Raw genomic sequence first — 19,161 nt, forward strand, 5'->3', positions numbered from 1 at the left:
GCCCGTGATTACGCACGAGCGGCGCCCCGGGATTGGACGCCGCACGGTACGAGGAGACCGGCCCGTCCGCGAACGAGCCCGTCCGCGGGGATCAGCTCTCCTGGATCAGCTGCCGTGCGCGGAGCGCGGGAGCGGGGCGCGAGCGAGAATGGAAGGAGCGCCACCCCTGCGGGGCGAGCGGATGCGCAATCCGTTCTCCCTGCCTGGCCGTATCGAGTGATATGAGGATGGGCCTTCCTCTGGGCCGAGCCGCGGACGAAACGCTGCTGGCCGGACTCACGACCGGCGACCCCGAGATCGCCGTCGCCTTCGTGCGCCGCTTCCAGCGTCCGGTCTACGGGGTCGCCATCGCCGTCGTCGGTGACCCCCAGCTCGCCGAGGACATCGCCCAGCAGACCTTCGAACGGGCATGGCGGCACGCGCAGATGTACGACTCACGACGCGGCTCGGTGAAGACCTGGCTGACGGCGATCGCGCACAATCTGGCGATCGACGCCGTCCGCGCCCGCCGGTCCACCCCCGTCGCACCCGAGGACCTCGACGCCCTTCTCGACATCGTGGGGACCGAGACCCCCGAGCAGCGTGTCGTCGCCGCCGAATCGGCCCGCCGTGTCCGTACGGCCCTCGCCGCGCTCCCGCGTGAGCAGGCGCGTGCGCTGGCGATGGCCGGTATCTACGGGATGACCGCTCAGCAGGTCGCCGACACCGAGGACATCCCGCTCGGCACGGCCAAGACGCGGATCAGGGCCGCCATGGCGAAACTGCGCACCGCCCTCGCAACGGCGGAGACGAAGCGAGCGGAGACGAAGCGAGCCGGCCATGAATGACCGCGCCCGCCCCTACGACGACGACCGCGACCGCGGCCAGGGCATCACGTGCGAGGAACTGCGGAACGGCCTCGGCACCGAGCTGGCCCTCGGCATCCTCCCCGCCCAGGAGCGGGCCGCCGCCATCGCCCACCTGGACCACTGCCCCGGCTGCCGCGAGCACATCGAGCAGCTCACGCTCACCGCCGACGGCCTGCTGGGGCTGCTGCCCGGCAGCGAGCCGCCCGTCGGATTCGAGAAACGTGTCCTCAACCGCCTCGAAGTCCCCGGGAAACGGCAGCTTCAGCAGCGCCGCCGCAACCGGCTCCGGCTCGCCGCCGCGGCCGCCGCCATCGCCGCCGCGTTCGGCTTCGGCGGCTGGGCGATCGGTGACGCCACCGCCGGTCCCCCCGCCCCCACCGCCTCCGCCCCTGCAACCCAACACGGCCTCCTCCAGGCTGACTTGACCAGCGGGGGGGACCGTGTCGGCGAGATCTTCGCCCACCCCGGTTCGCCCGGCTGGATCTACATGTCCGTCGCCCTCGACAGCGGCGGCACCTCGGGCTACGGCCCGGCGTCGCCCCCCAGCGGCAAGGTGACCTGCCAGCTCGAACGCACCGACGGCACCACGACGGACGTCGGTTCGTACCCGCTCAAGGACGGACGCGGCTACTGGGGCGGCCCGGCGCCCGTCGACGCCGACACCGTCTCCGGCGCCCGTCTCGTCTCCGAGGACGGTGCGGTCCTCGCCACAGCCCACTTCGACGGAGCGGGCCGCTGACAATTAGGCTGCCCCCCATGGGCGACCTCGGGCTCGGTATCCGCTATTTCATCGACGGGCAGCGCTGGGTGGCCCGACACGGCCGCTGGTGGGGATTCGGGCTGCTGCCCGGGCTCATCACCCTCGTGCTGTACGTCGGCGTCCTCATCGGCCTGGGATTCTGGGCGGACGACCTGACCGCCTGGGCCACGCCGTTCGCCGATGACTGGGGCTCGCCCTGGCAGGGCCTCTTCCGCGGTTTTCTCACCGCCCTCCTCTTCGCATTCGGCCTCCTTCTCGCCGTCGTGTCCTTCACCGCGGTGACGCTCCTGATCGGCCAGCCCTTCTACGAGTCGCTGTCCGAACAGGTCGACATCTCCCAGGACGGCTTCGCCCCCGAGTCCGGACTGCCGCTCTGGCGTGAGCTGTTGATCTCGGCAGTCGACAGCATCGCGGTGCTGCTGCGAGTCGCTCTCTACGCCGTGCTGCTCTTCGCCCTCGGATTCCTCCCCCTCATCGGCCAGACCGTCGTCCCGGCCCTCGGAATCTGTGTCTCCGGCTTCTTCCTCGCGGAAGAGCTCACCGCCGTCGCCCTCCAGCGCCGCGGCTTCCGGCTGAAGCCGCGGCTGGTCATGCTCCGTCGGCGCCGCATGCTCACGCTCGGCTTCGGCGTTCCGCTGGCACTGCTCTTCCTCGTGCCCGTCGTCGCGGTCTTCCTGATGCCGGGCGCAGTGGCGGGAGCCACGCTTCTCGCCCGTGACCTCGTGGGCACGGACGACCGGCCTGCCCGGCTCGACGAGCACGACAGCGCCCAGGACGCCCTGGCCGCCGAGCCGTCCCCACCGGTCCAGGGCTGACCGCCCCCCCCGGCTCCGGCCCGCGCCACGGTGCTGCCGAGCGCCAACCCTCCGACGCCGCCCCGACCATCCCAGCGGCCAACGGCCATCCCGGTGGCGCCCGTCCGGTCGACGGGCCCCGTCCTCGCGGCGGCCCGGGCCACCACGTCGGTGCCGGTCACCAGGCTCCTCATGTGGTTCACCGGTGTCGCCCCGCTGTCGTGGCGCAACCCGCACGAGTTGTGGACCCGCCCCTATGCAGCCGGGTGGCGGTCCCCGGTCACCCGGGGCCTTCGGCCGGCCGGAGTGCTCAACCCCTGCTGGCCGAAGTCCGGCCGGAGTGCTCAACCCCTGCCGGCCGAAGTCCGGCCGGAGTGCTCAACCCCTGCCGGCCGAAGTCCGGCCGAAGGCCCCGACCTCGGAGGGTCAGCCCCGCGACAGAGTGCCCGCCCCCGTGCGTATCACCGACCGCACCTGCTCGGTGATCGCCAGCCGGTTGCGTATGAACTCGGGGTCGGTGATCTGCCCGGTGGCCGGGTCCGTGTTGCCCGCTCCGAACTGCAGGACCGGCGTGTGGAGATGTCCGCCCGGCACGGTCAGCCCGAGGGCGTCGCGCAGCAGCGTCGCGCGGTAGGCGATCTCGTTCGACAGGTAGTTGCCGCCACCGCCCGCACGGGCCGTCGAGCCCTCGGTCGGCCCGTCGGGCCGGTCCACCGGTCCGGTTCCACCGGCCGGTATCTCCGTGACGGCAGTGTTGTCGTTCACGGGGAAGTCACCGGTGTCGGCGTCCACGATCTCCCTGTACGGCAGGCTCGTCGCCGTCCACTGGGGCTGCGGCTCCAGCGTCGGGATGCCCTCCGGCACCGGCACGGTCTCCGTACGCGACACGTTCACATTGTCCGGATAGCCGCCGCGCCAGGCTCCGTTGAAGCGCTCGACGTCGAAGCGCCCGACGCGCCCCTGGCTGATCGTGGTGAACATGTCCACCTGCCGCGCCCCGCTCCTGAAGTGCGGCAACAGAGTCCGCTCCACCGTCCCATCCGCGAAATCCCCCCAACGCACCGGGAAGACCGCGGTCTCGATCCGCGCGGGCCCCGAATCCGTACGGATCGTGGTTCCGTCGAGCGCGAGCGCCGCCGCCCCGGACGGGTTGCTGCGGCGGATGTCCGCGTCCAGCTGGAACGGGTCGAACCCCGTGACCACGATCCGCTTCACCTGCCGTCCCGCCGGCAGATGAATCGAGTCCTGCCCGCGCGAAGTGCGTTCGAGACGCGCGATCAGTTCCGCCCGCCGTGCCTCTGACAGCTCGAAGGACGGCGACCACTCGCGCAGCGCCTTGGTCATGCCCAACCGTGCCCAGTACAGCGGCCGGTCGTCGTCCCGGCTCAGGTCACCGCCCGCCGGGCCACGGCCTTGCACGCGGTCGACCGCCCGCTCCCACAGCCCCGCTCCGGACCGGCCGGTGATCCGCGCGGCCTCGCCGTACGAGCCTGCACCTTCCAGCGACCGCGCGAACTCCGGTACCAGGGCATCGAATCCGCTGCGCCGGAGGATTTCCTGCGGCCCCTCCTTCGCCAGTCGCTGTTCCTCGACCGTGAGCGTGGTCGACCCAGCCGATCCGGCCGGCGCCGATCCGGTCGGCGGGGCAGCGGGGGCGGCCGAAGCCATGGGTGCGCAGAGTGCCAGTACGGCACCGGCACCGAGCAGAACCTTGCGGGCGTCCGTCCATCTCATGGCTGGGGTCTCCTCCAACTCCGCAGTGGGACGGGGACGACTTCACCACACCGTCGCGACCCCCGTCACCACCTGTGGATAACCGAAGATGACCCCCGAGCCACGACCCCCGAGCCACGACCCACGACCCCCGAGCCGCGACCCCCGAGCCGCCGCGACCCGCGTGCACCGCGGACAACCTCCCCCCGCCCGCAACGCCACGCATCGCGCCGCGGACAACTGCCCCCGCCCCAGCGTCCCCTCAGTCGTCAGCGCCCTGCCGGAACAACGAGACCAGAGCGCGGAACGCCTCGGCCATGTCCACCCGCTCGGTGTCCAGCAGCCACTGGAACTGCATCCCGTCCATCACCGCCACCATCAGCGGCGCCGCCTCCTCCGGCGTCAGCCCTCCCGGCAGCCGCTCGCCGAACTCCCCGCGCAGCGTGGCGGCCATGCCTTCGCGCACCGATGCGTAGCGGCGCCGGAAGAAGTCCTGCGCCGGGTGGACCTCGGTCACGCTCTCGCCGAGCAGGGCGGAGAAGGTCTGCACGATGCCCGGCCGCGTGGCGTTGTACTCGACCAGCGAGGTGTAGAGGTCCAGTGGCCACGGCTCACCGCCCGGCGCCGAGGCGTGCTGCGTGTCCCAGTCGTCCCGCGCTTCGAGCACCGCGATGAGCAGTGCCTCCTTGGTCGGGAAGTAGTGCAGCAGACCTTGCTGGGTGAGGCCGACCCGGTCGGCGACCGCGCTGAGCGACGCGCCGCGGTAGCCGCGCTCGGCGATGACGGCCATGGTGGCTCGCAGGATCGACTCGCGCCGTTCCTCACCGCGTGCCTCGCGCCCGCTCCCGCGCCGTCCCGCCTGCCACTGCTCCGCCACGCGCCCGAGCCTAGCCTTCACGCGAAGATAACGAAATGATGTCGACGCCTACCGCTCGCATGGTCTGCGAGGTCAGGATGGCGTGCGCCCGCCTCGGAACGAACCGCGACCCCAGCGGAGGCCGAGCCGGCGGACGCCGAGCCCGCGGACGAAAACCCCGATCGGCCCCCCGACAGGCCCCCGCACAGCGCCACCCGACGCACGTCCACCCCTGACGAACGCACCATTCCCCGAGGAGGTCGACGATGGCCCCGCAGGACGCGGCAGACACTCCGGCACCGGACCCGCAGAGCGCACGGCACGGACAGAGCGCGGGGAGCGCACAGAGCGACGCGGCCCGCGAAGCCGCCGTCGAGCACGCCCTCGGCAAGCTCGACCTGGACGCCAAGACCCGTCTGCTCGCCGGCCAGGACACCTGGTCCCTGCCCGCGCTCCCCGAGATCGGCCTGCGCTCGCTCGTCATGTCCGACGGCCCCATCGGCGTACGCGGTGTGCGCTGGACCGCCGCCGACCCCTCCGTCGCCCTTCCCAGCCCGACCGCCCTCGCCGCGACCTGGGACCCGGCGCTCGCCCGCCGCGCCGGACAGCTCCTCGCGCAGGAGGCCCGCCGCAAAGGCGTGCACGTCCTCCTGGCACCCACCGTCAACCTGCACCGTTCGCCGCTCGGCGGGCGCCACTTCGAGTGCTATTCCGAAGACCCGCACCTCACCGGTGAGATCGGCACCGGCTACGTGCGGGGCGTGCAGGACGGCGGCGTCGGTACCACGCTCAAGCACTTCGTCGGCAACGACGCCGAGACCGAGCGCTTCACCGTGAACAACGTGATCCCGCCGCGTGCCCTGCGCGAGCTCTACCTCGCCCCGTTCGAGGCCATCGTCAGCAACGCCCGCCCCTGGGGCATCATGTCGGCCTACAACGGCGTCAACGGGTCCACCATGACTCAGCACGCCGCCCTCCAACTCGGCGTCCTGCGCGGCGAGTGGGGTTACGACGGCGCGATCGTCTCCGACTGGATGGCTGCCCGCGACACCACGGGCGCGCTGCACGGCGGCCTGGACGTGGCCATGCCCGGCCCCCGTACCGTCTACGGCGCGGCCCTCGCCGCCGCCGTCCGGGACGGCCACGCCGAGGAGTCCGCCGTCGACGCCGCCGTCCGGAACGTCCTCCGGCTCGCCGCCCGCACCGGCGCCCTCGACGCAGCGCCGCCCGCCGTCGCCCCCGAAGACCTCCCCGCCGCCATCGACGGCGACGCGCTGGCGCGCGAGATCGCCCGCCGCTCCTTCGTCCTGGTCCGCAACGAGCGCGAGACGCTGCCGATCGACCCCGCCCGGACCGGCAGCGTCGCCGTCATCGGCGCGGCCGCCCGCGACGCCCGGATCCTGGGAGGCGGCTCCGCCGAGGTCTTCCCCGCCCATGTCGTCTCCCCGCTCGACGGGCTCCGGACCGCGCTCCCGGAGAGCGTCGCGGTCCAGTACGCGGTGGGCGCCGACCCCAGCGACGAACTGGGCGTCGCGGGCCAGGGGTTCGAGCTGCGCGCCGTCTGCCGGGATGCGTCGGGCCACGAACTCGGCGGCGAGCCGCTGCCCAGCGGCCTGGTGCATTGGCTGGGCGACTTCCCCGACGGCGTGCGCTTCGAGGACCTTCACACCCTCGAGATCACCGGCACCTTCACCGCGCGCGAGAGCGGATCCCATGCCTTCGGCACCCGCGGTCTCGGCGGCTTCGCGCTCACCGTCCGCGGCCGGCTGCTCTTCGAAGGCGCCGAGGAACCCACCGACGAGGGCGACCCCTTCGAAGCCTTCCAGGGCACCCCCGTCCCGCGCGGACACGTGGAGCTGGCCGCAGGCGAGTCGGTGGACGTCTCCCTGGTCTGCACGGTCGCCAAACTGCCCGAGGCTCCCATGTCCGCCGTCGCCGTCGCCCTGGTCCACGGCGAGCCGGTACGGGACCCGGACGCGCTCATGGAGGAGGCCGTCGCCGCCGCCTCCGGCGCCGACACCGCCGTCGTGGTCGTCGCCACCACCGAACGGGTGGAGAGCGAGGGCTTCGACCGCACGAGCCTTGCGCTCCCCGGCCGCCAGGACGAACTCGTACGCCGCGTCGCCGCCGTCGCCCCGCGCACGGTCGTCGTCGTCAACTCCGGCTCCCCGGTGGAGCTTCCGTGGCGCGAGGAGGTCGACGCCGTCCTGCTCGGCTGGTTCCCGGGGCAGGAGGCGGGCGCCGCCCTCGCCGACGTGCTGCTCGGTGACGAGGAACCCGGCGGCCGGCTCCCCACCACCTGGCCCGTCGCCCTGGCCGACGCCCCCGTGACACGGGTCCAGCCCGACGACGGCGAACTCCTCTACGAGGAAGGCGTGTTCATCGGATACCGCGCCTGGGAGAAAGCGGGCATCACCCCCGCCTACCCCTTCGGCCACGGCCTCGGCTACACCACCTGGGACTACGAGAGCCTCGAACTCTCCTCGACCGACGCCACCGCAACTGTCCGCCTGCGCAACACCGGAACCCGCCCCGGACGCGAGGTCGTCCAGATCTATCTGGCGCCCGGCAGCGGCGGCCCCGGTCTGCCGGAACGGCCCGTCCGCCGCCTCGCGGGCTTCGCCACCGTCGATGCGGCTCCGGGCGAGACCGTCCGTGTCGACATCCCGCTGCCGCGCCGCGCGTTCGAGATCTGGGACGAGAAGGCCGACGGCTGGCGCCTCATCTCCGGTACGTACACGGTGGAGGCGGCGCACTCGATCGACGACCGGCGGCTGCGGGCCCGCATCCACATGGAGCGGTGACGCCCGGCGAGCGGCGGAGGGGCCGGGTCACGCCACGGGCTCCTTCGCCGTGATCCGGCGGTAGGCGATCTCGGCCAGCCGCTCCTGACCGTTCTTGCTCGGGTGGAACAAGTCCCAGGGGCTGAGCTGCTTCTCGCTGAAGCGGTACCGGAAGACCTCCCCGCCGTCGTACCGGCACCGCGGGTCCTTGCCGCACACCTCCTTCAGCGCGGTGTTGTACGCCACCACCCGGTCGTACACCTGCTGACGGCGGGTCACCGACGCCTTGTCCAGCGAGTCCGGTTCGCTCAGCATCGAGGCGCAGATGCCCAGCTTCCACACCTGCTTGCCGAACGGGTTCTGACGCCCCTCGCTCCACAGCCGCTTGAGGTCCGGGACGCTCGCCACATACACCTGCGTCTTCGGCACCGCGCGACGCAGCGTGCGCAGGGCCTTCTCGAAGTCGGAACGGAAGGCGGCGGCCGAGGTCATGAGATCGGTGCTGTCGCGGCACGCGTCGTTCGCCCCGACCATCACTGTCACCAGGTCCGGCCGGTCGGACACGGCGGCCGAGACCTGGCGCGGCAGGTCGTCCATGCGCGCCCCGGACTTCGCGTGGTTCCAGCTGCTGCGTCCCGGGTCCTTCAGCAGCCGCTGCGCCAGGCTGCCGACGCCGCGTTCCGTGCCCGTCGCCCAGGACACCTCAGGACAGTCCGTGAGCACGCCGCAGGCGTCGAAGCCGCGCGTGATGGAGTCACCCAGAGCAGCGATGGAGCGTGGGCTCGTGTCCCACTGAGGGGTGGGCTTGGGACTGGGGCTGCGGGACGCCTCCGCGGACCCTCCGCCCGGCCCGTCACCGCGCTCGTCGACGGCGAACCAGACGATTCCCGCGGCCCCCGTCAGCACCGCACCCGCCACAAGCCCCGCGACGACGCGGCCCCGGCGCTCGCGCCGGGGTGCGCGCGGTTGTGCGCGCTCGTGGGTTCCCCGCATCTGTGTTGCTCCCCTCCGGCGGTGGCAAGGGTTCCGCTCCGTATACCCACCTGGGGGACGTATCGGCCCGCTCGGACGTTCCCCGATCGGGGGCCCAGGGCGTCCCAGCGAGTGAAAGGTTCGCCGATATCCGCCCGGGACCGGCGGTACGTCACACCTGGCCCTCCGCAGCACGGTAGCTTTTCCCCGTGGCGTCGGGACGCTGCGCTTCGGGGAACAGCGACCTGATGGCCCGTCGACCCAGAGGAGCGTGCGCTTCCCGGCAACCCGGAAAATTACATCGCGTCACATGTTGTCCCTTTTGGCAAGAATTGCTCTCCGTAGTGTTTACTGCATGTGACCTCGGGAGCTGGTTCGGAAGGGACCCGTGGGGCAGGATGTCACGTGCTGTCCCGGACACGACCGGTACGGGCACGAGGCCGCTGGGGAAGGCGAACCTCGTCCCACACTGGAGGTCCCGGTGACGACACGTGGAGTTCTCTACGTTCACTCCGCACCGCGTGCGCTGTGCCCGCACGTCGAATGGGCCGTCGCGGGCGTACTCGGCGTGCGCGTCAGCCTCGACTGGATCAGGCAGCCCGCCTCGCCCGGGACGTGGCGGGCCGAGTTCTCCTGGCAGGGCGAGCCCGGCACGGCGTCCAAGCTGGCGTCCGCGCTGCGCGGCTGGCACCTGCTCCGCTTCGAGGTGACGGCCGAACCCTGCGCCACCGCCGAGGGCGAGCGCTACAGCTCCACACCCGATCTCGGCATCTTCCACGCCGTCACCGGCATCCACGGCGACATCCTGATCCCGGAGGACCGGCTGCGTGCCGCGCTCGTCCGCGCCGGGCAGGGCGAGACCGATCTGGAGTCCGAGATCGCCAGGCTGCTCGGCAAGCCGTGGGACGACGAGCTGGAGCCGTTCCGGTACGCAGGGGAGGGCGCACCGGTCCGCTGGCTCCACCAGGTGGTCTGAGCACCCGGGTGGAGCGACGGCCGCGCGATGCGCGGTTCCCTGCCCCGGGGCGAGGACGCGTCGTAGCGTGCCGTCATGCCTGACACCACCTCAGTGGCCGTTCTGGGAACCGGCATCATGGGGGCCGCGATGGCCCGCAACCTGTGCCGCGCCGGACTGGACGTCCGCGTCTGGAACCGCACCCGCGCCAAAGCCGAACCGCTGGCCGCCGACGGGGCCCGTATCGCCGACGACCCCGCCGCTGCCGTCGAGGGCGCCGATGTCGTCCTCACGATGCTGTACGACGGCTCCGCCGCGCTCGAGGCGATGCGCGCGGCCGCCTCCGCCCTGGGCCCCGGAACCGTATGGGCCCAGTCCACCACCGCCGGTCTCGACGCCCTCGAATCCCTCGCCGCCTTCGCGGCCGAACACGACCTGCTGTTCGTCGACGCGCCCGTCCTCGGCACCCGGCAGCCCGCCGAACAGGGACAGCTCACCGTTCTCGCCGCGGGGCCCGGGGAAGCCCGTACGGTCCTGGCACCCGTCCTCGACGCGGTCGGGAGCCGTGTCGTCTGGATCGCCGATGACGGGGCCGGCGGTGCCGCGAGCCGGCTCAAACTCGTCTGCAACAGCTGGGTCCTGGCCGTCAACAACGCCACCGCCGAAGCCCTCGCCCTCGCCGAAGGCCTCGACGTCGCGCCTCAGGGCTTCCTCGACGCCATCGAGGGCGGGGCGCTGGACTGCCGCTACCTCCGTACCAAGGCGGCGGCCATCATGTCCGGCGACTACGCGCCCAACTTCACGGTGACGACCGCCGCCAAGGACGCCCGCCTGATCGTGGAGGCGGGGGAGCGGGCCGGGGTGCGGCTGGACGTGGCCGAGGCCGGCGCCGCACGGCTGCGCCGCGCCGAGCAACTGGGCCACGGCGACGAGGACATGGCGGCGAGCTGGTTCGCGAGCTTTCCCGACTGAACGCGCTCCCGGACGACGACGCAAACGGCCCCTGCCCGGCGCAGCGCACCGGGCAGGGGCCGTGAAGCGTCGGATCAGACGGTCCTGAAGGCCAGCACGACGTTGTGTCCGCCGAAGCCGAACGAGTCGTTGAGCGCCGCGATGGTGCCCTCGGGAAGGGCACGGGCCTCGCCGCGCACGACGTCCGCGTCTGCCTCGGGGTCGAGCTTCCGGATGTTGATCGACGGCGGGGCGAGCCGGTGGTGCAGCGCGAGAACGGTGGCGACCGTCTCGATACCGCCCGCGCCACCGAGGAGGTGACCGGTCATCGACTTGGTGGCCGACAGGGCCATGTGGTCCACGTCGTCGTCGAAGACCTTCCGCAGCGCCTTGATCTCGGCCACGTCGCCCTGCGGGGTGGACGTGGCGTGCGCGTTGATGTGCGCGATCTCGGACGGCTTGAGGTCGGTGCCGTCGAGGAGGTTCTGCAGCGCGTGCGCGATGCCGTTGCCCGACGGCTCGGGCTGCGTGATGTGGTGCGCGTCCGCCGAGATGCCCTGGCCGAGCGCCTCGGCGTAGACCCGCGCGCCGCGCTTGGCGGCGTGCTCGGCCGACTCCAGCACGACCACGCCCGCGCCTTCGCCGAGGACGAAGCCGTCACGGCCCTCGTCGTACGGCCGCGAGGCGCCCTCGGGGTCGTCGTTGTTCTTCGACATCGCCATCATGTTGCCGAACGCGGCGATCGGCAGCGGGTGGACGGCGGCCTCGGTTCCGCCCGCGACGACGACGTCGGCGCGGCCGGTGCGGATCATCTCGATCGCGTAGCCGATGGCCTCGGCGCCCGACGCGCAGGCGCTGACCGGGGTGTGCACGCCCGCGCGGGCGCCCACCTCCAGGCCGACGTTGGCGGCGGGGCTGTTCGGCATGAGCATCGGAACGGTGTGCGGGGAGACCCGGCGTACGCCCTTCTCCCGCAGCACGTCGTACTGGTCGAGGAGCGTGGTGACCCCGCCGATGCCGGAGGCGATGACCGCGCCCAGCCGGTCGGGATCCATGGCCGCGTCCTCGCCGGCCTTGGCGGTGAAGCCCGCGTCGGCCCAGGCCTCGCGGGCGGCGATCAGCGCGAACTGCGCCGAGCGGTCCAGCTTGCGCGCCTGCGGCCGGGCGATGACCTCGCCCGGCTCGACGGCGATCTGTGCGGCGATGCGGACCGGAAGGTCGACGGCCCAGTCCTGCTTGAGGGCGCTGACGCCCGAGCGTCCGGCCAGCAGACCTTCCCAGGTCGATGCGCTGTCGCCGCCCAGCGGTGTGGTTGCGCCGATACCGGTGACGACCACAGTGCGATTGGTCGCGTTCACAGGAATTCTTTCTCCACGTGTCGAGGGGTCCGAATCGACGGCGCCACCGCGGGGTGGCGACAGGCGCTCGGCTGGATCAGTCCTGGTGCTTGAGGATGTAGTCGACAGCGTCGCCGACGGTCTTGAGGTTCTTGACGTCGTCGTCCGGGATCTTCACGTCGAAGCGCTCCTCGGCGGCGACGACGACCTCGACCATGGACAGCGAGTCGACGTCCAGGTCGTCGGTGAACGACTTCTCACGCTGGACATCCTCGGTGGGGATACCGGCGATCTCGTTCACGATCTCCGCGAGACCTTCGAGGATCTCTTCCTGGGTGGCGGCCATGGAGGCGCTCCTTCTGTGTCTTTCGCTTTCGCTGGTTGATGATCTTGGCTAGGGGAGGGTAACGACCGTGGCGGCGTAGACGAGGCCCGCCCCGAAGCCGATGACAAGCGCGGTGTCGCCGCTCTTGGCCTGCCCGGTCGCCAGCATCCGCTCCATCGCGAGCGGAATGGAGGCGGCCGAGGTGTTGCCGGTGGTCTCCACGTCGCGGGCGACCGTGACGTGCTCCGGCAGTTTGAGGGTCTTCACCATCGAGTCGATGATCCGCATGTTGGCCTGGTGCGGAATGAAGACGTCCAGGTCGTCCGGGGTGATCCCGGCCGCGTCCAGCGCCTGCTGGGCGACCTTCGCCATCTCGAACACCGCCCAGCGGAAGACCGTTTGGCCCTCCTGGCGGATCGCGGGAAACCTCAGCTCCCCGTCCTCGTCGACCGGAAGCTGCGAGACGTCGCCGACGCGGAAGTCGTCCCAGGGGACGGTCTGCGAGATGACGTCCGCCTTGTCGCCCTCCGAACCCCAGATGCTGGGGCCGATGGCGGGCTCCTCGGACGGGCCGACGACGACCGCGCCCGCACCGTCGCCGAAGAGGAAAGCGGTGGAACGGTCGGTCACATCGGTGAGGTCGGAGAGACGCTCGACGCCGACCACGAGCACGTAATCGGCGCTGCCCTCGACGATGAGGCCCTTGGCGATCGTCAGGCCGTAGCCGAAGCCGGCGCAGGCGGCGGAGATGTCGAACGCGGCGGCCTTGCCCGAGCCGAGCCGGTGCGCGATCTCCGTCGCGATGGACGGGGTCTGCTTGAAGTGCGAGACCGTCGAGATGATGACGGCGCCGACCTGTTCGGCGGTGATGCCCGCGGCGGCGACAGCCTTGCCGGCGGCCTCCACCGACATCTCGGCGACCGTCTCGTCCGGACCGGCCCAGTGGCGCGTGGCGATGCCCGAGCGCGAGCGGATCCACTCGTCCGAGGAGTCGATGTGCTTGAGGATCTCCTCGTTCGGCACCACGCGCGTGGGGCGGTAGCCGCCGACGCCGAGGACCCGCGCGTACGGGGACCCCTTGCTCGGCCTGATCTTCGCGGACATGCTGCGCGGCTCCTATTCGGCGTTCTGGTCGGCGGACGACACGCCCACCGCGTCAGCGGATGACGGGGCCGACGTGACGTCGGCGATGAGCTCGCGAGCCGCCTCGAGGTCGGCCGGAGTCTTCAGGGCGACGGTCCTCACACCCGGCAGGGCGCGCTTGGCCAGGCCGGAGAGTGTGCCGCCCGGGCACAGTTCGATCATCCCGGTGACACCGAGCCGCTGGAACGTCTCCATGCACCGGTCCCAGCGGACCGGGTTGGAGACCTGGTCGACCAGGCGCTGCACGATCTCCCCACCGCCTGCGACGACTTGGCCGTCCTTGTTGGAGACGTACGCGGTGCTCGGGTCGTTGACGTCCAGGTCCGGCACGAGAGCCGCCAGCGTGTCGACCGCAGGAGCCATGTGGTGCGTGTGGAAAGCACCGGCCACCTTGAGCGGGATGACACGGGCCTTCTCGGGCTTGTTCTCGGCGAGGGCGGCCAACTGCTCGGCGGTGCCCGCGGCGACGATCTGCCCGGCGCCGTTCATGTTCGCCGGAGTCAGACCCAGCTTCTCCAGGTGCGCGACCACCGCGTCGGGGTCGCCGCCCAGGACCGCGGACATGCCGGTCTCGGTCACGGCCGCGGCCTTCGCCATGGCCGCGCCCCGCTGCCGTACGAGCGACATGGCGGCCTCCGGGGCCAGCACACCGGTCGCGGCGGCCACCGTGATCTCACCGACGCTGTGTCCCGCCGCGGCACCGGCCAGCCGGCCGACGTCACCGGGCGCCGCGAAGAGCTGCTGGGCCGCGACCAGTCCGGCGGCGACGAGCAGCGGCTGGGCCACGGCGGTGTCACGGATCGCGTCCGCGTCCGCCTGGGTGCCGTAGTGCACGAGGTCCAGTTCGGTGACGGTCGACCACTCCTCGAGGCGCTCGGTGACGCCGGGGAGGTCGAGCCAGGGGGTCAGGAAGCCGGGCGCCTGAGCGCCCTGGCCGGGAGCGACGAGTACGAGCACTCTCACACTCTCTCTTGTGGACGGTCGGTATCGCCGGTGGGGACAGGGACCAAGAACCGTCAGGGGAATTGTGGGTGTCCAACAAAAGGCTAAAGCTTGGTTTCCCCGTCGGCCAGGCGCCCCAGAATGAGGGCGATACGGAGGGTGAACGCCGACCGTACATCGGAGGGCGACCATCCGGTGACGTCGGTCACACGTCGAAGCCGGTAGCGCACGGTGTTGGGGTGCACGAAGAGCATCCGGGCCGCGCCCTCGAGACTGCTGGCCTGTTCCAGATAGACGCTCAGGGTCTCCAGGAGAGCCGACCCCGCCTCTTCCAGCGGTCTGTAGATCTCCTCCACCAACTGCTCGCGCGCGCCTGCGTCCCCGGCCATCGCGCGCTCGGGCAGCAGATCGTCCGCGAGCACCGGACGCGGTGCGTCCGGCCAGGCGCTGCAGGCGCGCAGACTGGCGGCCGCGGCCTGCGCGGACCGGGTCGCCGACAGCAGGTCGCCCACGACGGGACCCGCCACGACGGGCCCGGCGGCGAACGGGCCGATGAGCGCCTTCGCCGTACGGATCGGGTCGTTGCTGCCGCCCGCGATCACGACGAGCCGGTCGCCCAGAACTCCGGTGAGGACCTGGAGTTTGGCGTGCCGGGCGGCGCGGCGGATCGCCTCGACCGTCAACTCGCTGTCCCCGTCGGGGGCGGTGCCGAGGACGACGATGACGTGCTCGGGGGAGTTCCAGCCGAGGGCGGCCGCGCGCGAGAGTGCGCCCTCGTCCGCCTCGCCGGAGAGCACCGCGTTGACGACGAGCGATTCGAGGCGGGCGTCCCAGGCGCCGCGGGCCTCGGCGGCCTGGGCATACACCTGCGCCGTGGCGAAGGCGATCTCGCGTGCGTACACGAGCAGGGCCTCGCGCAGGGCCGACTCGTCACCGGGCGCCGCCACCTCGTCGATGGCGGACTCCATCACCTCGATCGTGGTGCGCACCATCTCGACGGTCTGGCGGAGCGTGATGGCCCGGGTCAGCTCGCGGGGCGCGGTGCCGAAGACGTCGGTGCTGATGGCCTGCGGGGTCTCCGGGTGCCGGAACCACTCGGTGAACGCCGCGATGCCCGCCTGCGCGACCAGGCCGATCCAGGACCGGTTCTCGGGGGGCATGGCGCGGTACCACGGCAGCGTCTCGTCCATGCGGGCGATCGCGTTCGCGGCGAGGCGGCCGGAGGACTTCTCCAGCCGCCGCAGGGTGGCGGCGTGAGGATGAGCGTCTGCGGATCCGGTATCAGGCACGGGACAAGACTGCCTCATCGGGACGAGCGGCCGGGGCGGAGGGGGCGCCGAGCGGTACGCGATGTGACGCGAGAGACGTGCGGGACGTACGGGGCGGGAGTGCTCCGGTCCTGCACGCGGACGGTGAGGGGACGGTGCGGCAGCGTCACCGCGCGCGGTTACGGTGGAGTGATGGGCGAGGTATGGCGGGGCCGGGAGCGCTACCGGGGCAAAGACGCGGCGGCGGGGATCGAGACGCTGCACGCCTTCTCCTTCGGACACCACTTCGACCCGGACAATCTGCGCTTCGGGGCGCTCATGGCCTGCAACGAGGAACGGCTCGCGCCTGGCGCGGGCTTCGACGAGCACCCGCACCGGGATGTGGAGATCGTCACCTGGGTCGTCGAGGGCGAACTCACCCACCGCGACTCGCAAGGCCACGCGAGCGTCGTCCGCGCTGGTGACGTACAGCGCCTCAGTGCCGGCAGCGGCGTCCGGCATGTGGAGCGCAACGACGGCGCCGAGCCCCTCACGTTCGTGCAGATGTGGCTCGAACCGTCATGCCGGCCGGGCGGCGAGCCGGAGTGCGAGGTGTCCGGCGGGCCGGAGTACGAGGTGGTCCGCGGCATCGCCGACGGCACGCCCTATGCGCTGGAGCGGGCGGGAGCGGTGCTCCACCTCCGCCGCCTCGCCCCCGGCGAGCGCAGCGCCCTGCCGGACGCCCCGCGGGTGTACGCGCATGTGGTGCGCGGCACCGTTCGCCTGGACGAGGAGATGCTCGGTCCGGGTGACGCCGTGAGGATCACCGGAAGCGAGGACCGCGAGATGACGGCGGTTGACGCCACGGAACTCCTGATCTGGGAACTCCGTTAGGGGAGAGCACATACGGTCCGTGGGCCGCTCGCGCGTCGTCGCCGGGGTGAACGGGCCGTCCGGTGACGCCGCTCCGGTCCGTGTGCGGCAGGCGCGAGGTCAGGCGGACAGGTCGGCCAGCACCGCGTCCGTGAAGGGCGGCCATGCCTCGACCGCCCACGGCCCGAAGGGCCGGTCCGTCAGCGCCACGCATGCCGCGCCCGCGTCCGGATCCACCCACAGGAACGTGCCCGACTGGCCGAAGTGCCCGAACGTGCGCGGCGAGGACGAAGAACCCGTCCAGTGGGGCGACTTGGAGTCCCGGATCTCGAACCCGAGGCCCCAGTCGTTCGGCTTCTGGTGCCCGTAACCGGGGAGGACGCCGGAGAGGCCCGGGTGCACCACGGACATGGCCTCGGCGACCGTCCGGGGGTGCAGCAGCTGCGGTGCCTGGAGTTCGGCGGCGAAGCGGGAGAGGTCGGCGACGGTCGAGACGCCGTCCTTGGCGGGGGAGCCGGGCAGGTCGGTGGAGGCCATGCCGAGCGGCTGGAGCACCGCCTGCCGCAGGTACTCGGCGAAGGGGATGTCCGTGGCCTTCGCGATGTGGTCGCCGAGCACCTCGAAGCCCGCGTTGGAGTACAGGCGGCGGGTGCCGGGCTCCGCGGTGATGCGGTGCTCGTCGAAGGCGAGACCCGAGGTGTGCGCGAGGAGATGGCGCACGGTCGAGCCTTCCGGACCGGCGGGCTCGTCGAGTTCGACCGCACCCTCCTCGTACGCCACGAGCACGGCATAGGCGGCCAGGGGCTTGGTGACCGAGGCGAGCCGGAAGCGGTGGTCCGCGGGGCCGTGTGAACCGGCGATCGTGCCGTCCGCCCGTATGACGGCGGCGGCCGCGGTCGGGACCGGCCAGTTCTCGATCATGCGCACGCTCTGCATGGGGCCGAGCCTAACGCGGGCCTCCGACGCGCCTTCCGGCGGCCGGAATCCCTTGCCGGTCCCCGGGCTCTTCCGCTTGCCTGGAGTGCACTCGAAGTCTCTAGCGTTGACGTGGTCGCGAGGGTTTCCAGGGCTTTCGGCCCGCGAAGGATGGTGTGACGCATGACGGTGGCGGAGAACGTGTCCGAGCAGGCGGTGCAGCTGTGCGCGGCGGTGCCCGCCTCGCCGCGCCCCGAGGGCCGGGACCGCTACACGATCAGCGAGGTCGCGGCCTGTTCCGGGCTGACGGCGCACACCCTGCGCTGGTACGAGCGGATCGGCCTGATGCCGCACGTCGACCGGTCGCACACGGGCCAGCGCCGCTACACCGACAAGGACCTCGACTGGCTGGCCTTCGTCGGCAAGCTGCGGCTGACCGGGATGCCGGTCGCGGACATGGTCCGTTACGCCGAGCTGGTGCGGGAGGGCGACCACACCGTCACGGAACGCCACCGGCTGCTGCACACGCACCGCGACGACGTGCGGCGGCGGATCGCCGAGCTGCAGGACACCCTCGCGGTCCTGGACTACAAGATCGGCATGTATGCGGACGCCCAGGAGGCGTCGGAGAGGTCCTGACCGATGAGCACAAGCGGCACCGCCGGTTCCACCGGCGCGGACGGCAACGACACGATCGACACGGTGACGCTGGGCGCCTCGGGCCCCAGGGTCGGCGTGCAGGGGCTCGGCTGCATGGGCATGAGCTTCGCCTACGGCCCGACGGACGAGACGGAGGCGCGGGCCACTCTGGAGCGGGCGCTGGAACTGGGCGTCACGCTCTACGACACCGCCGACATGTACGGGCTCGGGGAGAACGAGAAGTTCATCGCCCCCTTCGTCCGGGCCCACCGCGAACACGTCCTGGTGGCCACGAAGTTCGGCATCGTCCTGGACCCGGACAACCCGGCGTACCGGGGCTTCAGGAACGACCGCGCGTACGTCCGGGAATCCGCCGAGGGCAGTCTGCGGCGGCTCGGGGTGGACACGATCGACCTGTACTACATGCACCGGCGGGACGTGAACGTCCCCATCGAGGAGACGGTCGGCGCGATGGCCGAACTGGTGCGGGAGGGCAAGGTCGAGCACCTGGGCCTGAGCGAGGTGACGGGCGACGAGCTGCGGGCGGCGCACGCGGTGCACCCGATCGCTGCGGTGCAGTCGGAGTGGTCGATCTTCAGCCGTGACGTGGAGGAGACGGCCGTCCCCGCGGCAGCCGACCTCGGGGTGGCGTTCGTCCCCTACTCACCGCTCGGACGCGGCTTCCTCACCGGCTCGTTCGTGCACGCCGACAGCGAGCTGGGGTCGGACGACTTCCGCCGGACGATGCCCCGGTTCACCGGCGACAACGCGGCCGCGAACGCGGCGCTGCTGGAGCCGCTGCGCACGGTCGCCGAGGCACGCGGCGCGACGCTCGGACAGGTCGCCCTGGCGTGGGTGCAGCAGCGCGCCGCGCTGCACGGCCTGCCGGTCGTACCGATTCCGGGGACGCGCAGGCGGAGCCGGGTGGAGGAGAACGCGGCGGCGACCCGGCTCGTGCTGACCGAGCAGGAGCTGGCGCTGCTGGAACCGGTCGCGGACCGGGTCGCGGGCGGGCGGTACCCGGACATGAGCTTCACCTCGGCCGGACGCGAATAGCGAAGCTCCCGGCGGGAACCCGCCGAGGACGTGGGTGGTTCACGAGAGGGCC

The 19,161-nt window shown here is 71.9% G+C and carries 18 protein-coding genes; 9 read left to right on the plus strand and 9 right to left on the minus strand.

The window, feature by feature from the left end; translation table 11 throughout:
* Window positions 1-221 precede the first annotated feature (221 nt).
* Genes ABZ822_RS10835 through ABZ822_RS10845 form a run of 3 tightly spaced genes read left to right on the plus strand, consistent with a single transcriptional unit; the run spans window position 222 to window position 2,423 of the window.
* Window positions 222-827: a sigma-70 family RNA polymerase sigma factor gene (locus ABZ822_RS10835; RefSeq protein ID WP_360850196.1), complete on the plus strand. Its 606-nt coding sequence runs from the start codon at window positions 222-224 to the stop codon at window positions 825-827.
* Window positions 820-1,587 (plus strand): hypothetical protein, encoded by a 768-nt coding sequence (locus ABZ822_RS10840; RefSeq protein WP_360850199.1) that lies wholly within the window; start codon window positions 820-822, stop codon window positions 1,585-1,587. Before ABZ822_RS10835 ends, ABZ822_RS10840 begins: the two co-directional genes overlap by 8 nt.
* A 17-nt stretch (window positions 1,588-1,604) precedes the next feature.
* Window positions 1,605-2,423 carry an EI24 domain-containing protein gene (locus ABZ822_RS10845; protein ID WP_360850201.1) on the plus strand — a complete coding sequence of 273 codons (819 nt, stop codon included), beginning with the start codon at window positions 1,605-1,607 and terminating at the stop codon, window positions 2,421-2,423.
* Window positions 2,424-2,828: 405 nt separating this feature from the next.
* Here ABZ822_RS10845 and ABZ822_RS10850 read toward each other — a convergent pair whose 3' ends face one another.
* Window positions 2,829-4,136 (minus strand): pyroglutamyl peptidase, encoded by a 1,308-nt coding sequence (locus ABZ822_RS10850; RefSeq protein ID WP_360850204.1) that lies wholly within the window; start codon window positions 4,134-4,136, stop codon window positions 2,829-2,831.
* A 241-nt stretch (window positions 4,137-4,377) separates the two neighbouring features.
* Window positions 4,378-4,992, minus strand: a complete 615-nt coding sequence (locus ABZ822_RS10855; protein ID WP_360850207.1) for a TetR/AcrR family transcriptional regulator — start codon at window positions 4,990-4,992, stop codon at window positions 4,378-4,380.
* A 245-nt stretch (window positions 4,993-5,237) separates the two neighbouring features.
* Here ABZ822_RS10855 and ABZ822_RS10860 point away from each other — a divergent pair, with 245 nt between their 5' ends.
* Complete coding sequence (locus tag ABZ822_RS10860; protein WP_360850210.1) at window positions 5,238-7,775, plus strand: glycoside hydrolase family 3 C-terminal domain-containing protein; 2,538 nt, start codon at window positions 5,238-5,240, stop codon at window positions 7,773-7,775.
* A 27-nt stretch (window positions 7,776-7,802) separates the two neighbouring features.
* On the opposite strand, the gene ABZ822_RS10865 is transcribed toward ABZ822_RS10860, so the two are convergent.
* Window positions 7,803-8,747, minus strand: coding sequence for an SGNH/GDSL hydrolase family protein (locus tag ABZ822_RS10865; protein ID WP_360850213.1), 945 nt, complete (start codon window positions 8,745-8,747; stop codon window positions 7,803-7,805).
* Window positions 8,748-9,207: 460 nt separating this feature from the next.
* Between ABZ822_RS10865 and ABZ822_RS10870 the strand changes: the two genes are divergently transcribed.
* Window positions 9,208-9,702 carry a DUF3145 domain-containing protein gene (locus ABZ822_RS10870; RefSeq protein WP_360850216.1) on the plus strand — a complete coding sequence of 165 codons (495 nt, stop codon included), beginning with the start codon at window positions 9,208-9,210 and terminating at the stop codon, window positions 9,700-9,702.
* Window positions 9,703-9,777: 75 nt separating this feature from the next.
* Window positions 9,778-10,653 carry an NAD(P)-dependent oxidoreductase gene (locus ABZ822_RS10875; RefSeq protein ID WP_360850219.1) on the plus strand — a complete coding sequence of 292 codons (876 nt, stop codon included), beginning with the start codon at window positions 9,778-9,780 and terminating at the stop codon, window positions 10,651-10,653.
* Window positions 10,654-10,727: 74 nt separating this feature from the next.
* Here the strand turns inward: ABZ822_RS10875 and fabF are convergent, their stop codons facing one another.
* The 5 genes from fabF to ABZ822_RS10900 all read right to left on the minus strand — a co-directional run bounded on the left by fabF (window position 10,728) and on the right by ABZ822_RS10900 (window position 15,668).
* The gene (gene fabF, locus ABZ822_RS10880) at window positions 10,728-11,990 is read right to left on the minus strand and encodes a beta-ketoacyl-ACP synthase II (RefSeq protein ID WP_360850222.1); all 1,263 of its coding nucleotides are present in this window, start codon (window positions 11,988-11,990) and stop codon (window positions 10,728-10,730) included.
* Between the two features lie 76 nt (window positions 11,991-12,066).
* Complete coding sequence (locus ABZ822_RS10885) at window positions 12,067-12,315, minus strand: acyl carrier protein (protein ID WP_360850225.1); 249 nt, start codon at window positions 12,313-12,315, stop codon at window positions 12,067-12,069.
* A 48-nt stretch (window positions 12,316-12,363) separates the two neighbouring features.
* Window positions 12,364-13,398 carry a ketoacyl-ACP synthase III gene (locus tag ABZ822_RS10890; protein ID WP_360850228.1) on the minus strand — a complete coding sequence of 345 codons (1,035 nt, stop codon included), beginning with the start codon at window positions 13,396-13,398 and terminating at the stop codon, window positions 12,364-12,366.
* A gap of 12 nt (window positions 13,399-13,410) precedes the next feature.
* Window positions 13,411-14,394 carry an ACP S-malonyltransferase gene (locus ABZ822_RS10895; RefSeq protein ID WP_360850231.1) on the minus strand — a complete coding sequence of 328 codons (984 nt, stop codon included), beginning with the start codon at window positions 14,392-14,394 and terminating at the stop codon, window positions 13,411-13,413.
* A gap of 89 nt (window positions 14,395-14,483) precedes the next feature.
* Window positions 14,484-15,668: a helix-turn-helix domain-containing protein gene (locus tag ABZ822_RS10900; protein ID WP_360850234.1), complete on the minus strand. Its 1,185-nt coding sequence runs from the start codon at window positions 15,666-15,668 to the stop codon at window positions 14,484-14,486.
* A gap of 171 nt (window positions 15,669-15,839) precedes the next feature.
* On the opposite strand from ABZ822_RS10900, the gene ABZ822_RS10905 reads away from it, so the two are divergent.
* A complete protein-coding gene (locus ABZ822_RS10905; RefSeq protein WP_360850237.1) occupies window positions 15,840-16,520 on the plus strand; it encodes a pirin family protein in 681 nt (226 codons plus the stop codon).
* A gap of 99 nt (window positions 16,521-16,619) precedes the next feature.
* Here ABZ822_RS10905 and ABZ822_RS10910 read toward each other — a convergent pair whose 3' ends face one another.
* Window positions 16,620-17,435 carry a serine hydrolase domain-containing protein gene (locus ABZ822_RS10910; RefSeq protein ID WP_360850240.1) on the minus strand — a complete coding sequence of 272 codons (816 nt, stop codon included), beginning with the start codon at window positions 17,433-17,435 and terminating at the stop codon, window positions 16,620-16,622.
* A gap of 162 nt (window positions 17,436-17,597) precedes the next feature.
* Between ABZ822_RS10910 and ABZ822_RS10915 the strand changes: the two genes are divergently transcribed.
* Window positions 17,598-18,053, plus strand: coding sequence for a MerR family transcriptional regulator (locus tag ABZ822_RS10915; RefSeq protein WP_360850243.1), 456 nt, complete (start codon window positions 17,598-17,600; stop codon window positions 18,051-18,053).
* A gap of 3 nt (window positions 18,054-18,056) precedes the next feature.
* The gene (locus ABZ822_RS10920; RefSeq protein WP_360850246.1) at window positions 18,057-19,109 is read left to right on the plus strand and encodes an aldo/keto reductase; all 1,053 of its coding nucleotides are present in this window, start codon (window positions 18,057-18,059) and stop codon (window positions 19,107-19,109) included.
* The last annotated feature ends 52 nt before the right edge of the window (window positions 19,110-19,161 follow it).

This window comes from Streptomyces sp. NPDC047108 (genome assembly GCF_040643575.1).
Taxonomy (GTDB): Bacteria; Actinomycetota; Actinomycetes; order Streptomycetales; family Streptomycetaceae; genus Streptomyces.

Excerpts from the sequence above, each read along its gene's own strand:
- ABZ822_RS10905 (WP_360850237.1), top strand. The coding sequence starts at position 15,840 with ATGGGCGAGGTATGGCGGGGCCGGGAGCGCTACCGGGGCAAAGACGCG.
- ABZ822_RS10910 (WP_360850240.1), bottom strand. The coding sequence starts at position 17,435 with ATGCAGAGCGTGCGCATGATCGAGAACTGGCCGGTCCCGACCGCGGCC.
- ABZ822_RS10835 (WP_360850196.1), top strand. The coding sequence starts at position 222 with ATGAGGATGGGCCTTCCTCTGGGCCGAGCCGCGGACGAAACGCTGCTG.
- ABZ822_RS10845 (WP_360850201.1), top strand. The coding sequence starts at position 1,605 with ATGGGCGACCTCGGGCTCGGTATCCGCTATTTCATCGACGGGCAGCGC.
- ABZ822_RS10920 (WP_360850246.1), top strand. The coding sequence starts at position 18,057 with ATGAGCACAAGCGGCACCGCCGGTTCCACCGGCGCGGACGGCAACGAC.
- ABZ822_RS10890 (WP_360850228.1), bottom strand. The coding sequence starts at position 13,398 with ATGTCCGCGAAGATCAGGCCGAGCAAGGGGTCCCCGTACGCGCGGGTC.
- ABZ822_RS10840 (WP_360850199.1), top strand. The coding sequence starts at position 820 with ATGAATGACCGCGCCCGCCCCTACGACGACGACCGCGACCGCGGCCAG.
- ABZ822_RS10915 (WP_360850243.1), top strand. The coding sequence starts at position 17,598 with ATGACGGTGGCGGAGAACGTGTCCGAGCAGGCGGTGCAGCTGTGCGCG.
- ABZ822_RS10875 (WP_360850219.1), top strand. The coding sequence starts at position 9,778 with ATGCCTGACACCACCTCAGTGGCCGTTCTGGGAACCGGCATCATGGGG.
- ABZ822_RS10885 (WP_360850225.1), bottom strand. The coding sequence starts at position 12,315 with ATGGCCGCCACCCAGGAAGAGATCCTCGAAGGTCTCGCGGAGATCGTG.
- ABZ822_RS10850 (WP_360850204.1), bottom strand. The coding sequence starts at position 4,136 with ATGAGATGGACGGACGCCCGCAAGGTTCTGCTCGGTGCCGGTGCCGTA.
- ABZ822_RS10860 (WP_360850210.1), top strand. The coding sequence starts at position 5,238 with ATGGCCCCGCAGGACGCGGCAGACACTCCGGCACCGGACCCGCAGAGC.
- ABZ822_RS10865 (WP_360850213.1), bottom strand. The coding sequence starts at position 8,747 with ATGCGGGGAACCCACGAGCGCGCACAACCGCGCGCACCCCGGCGCGAG.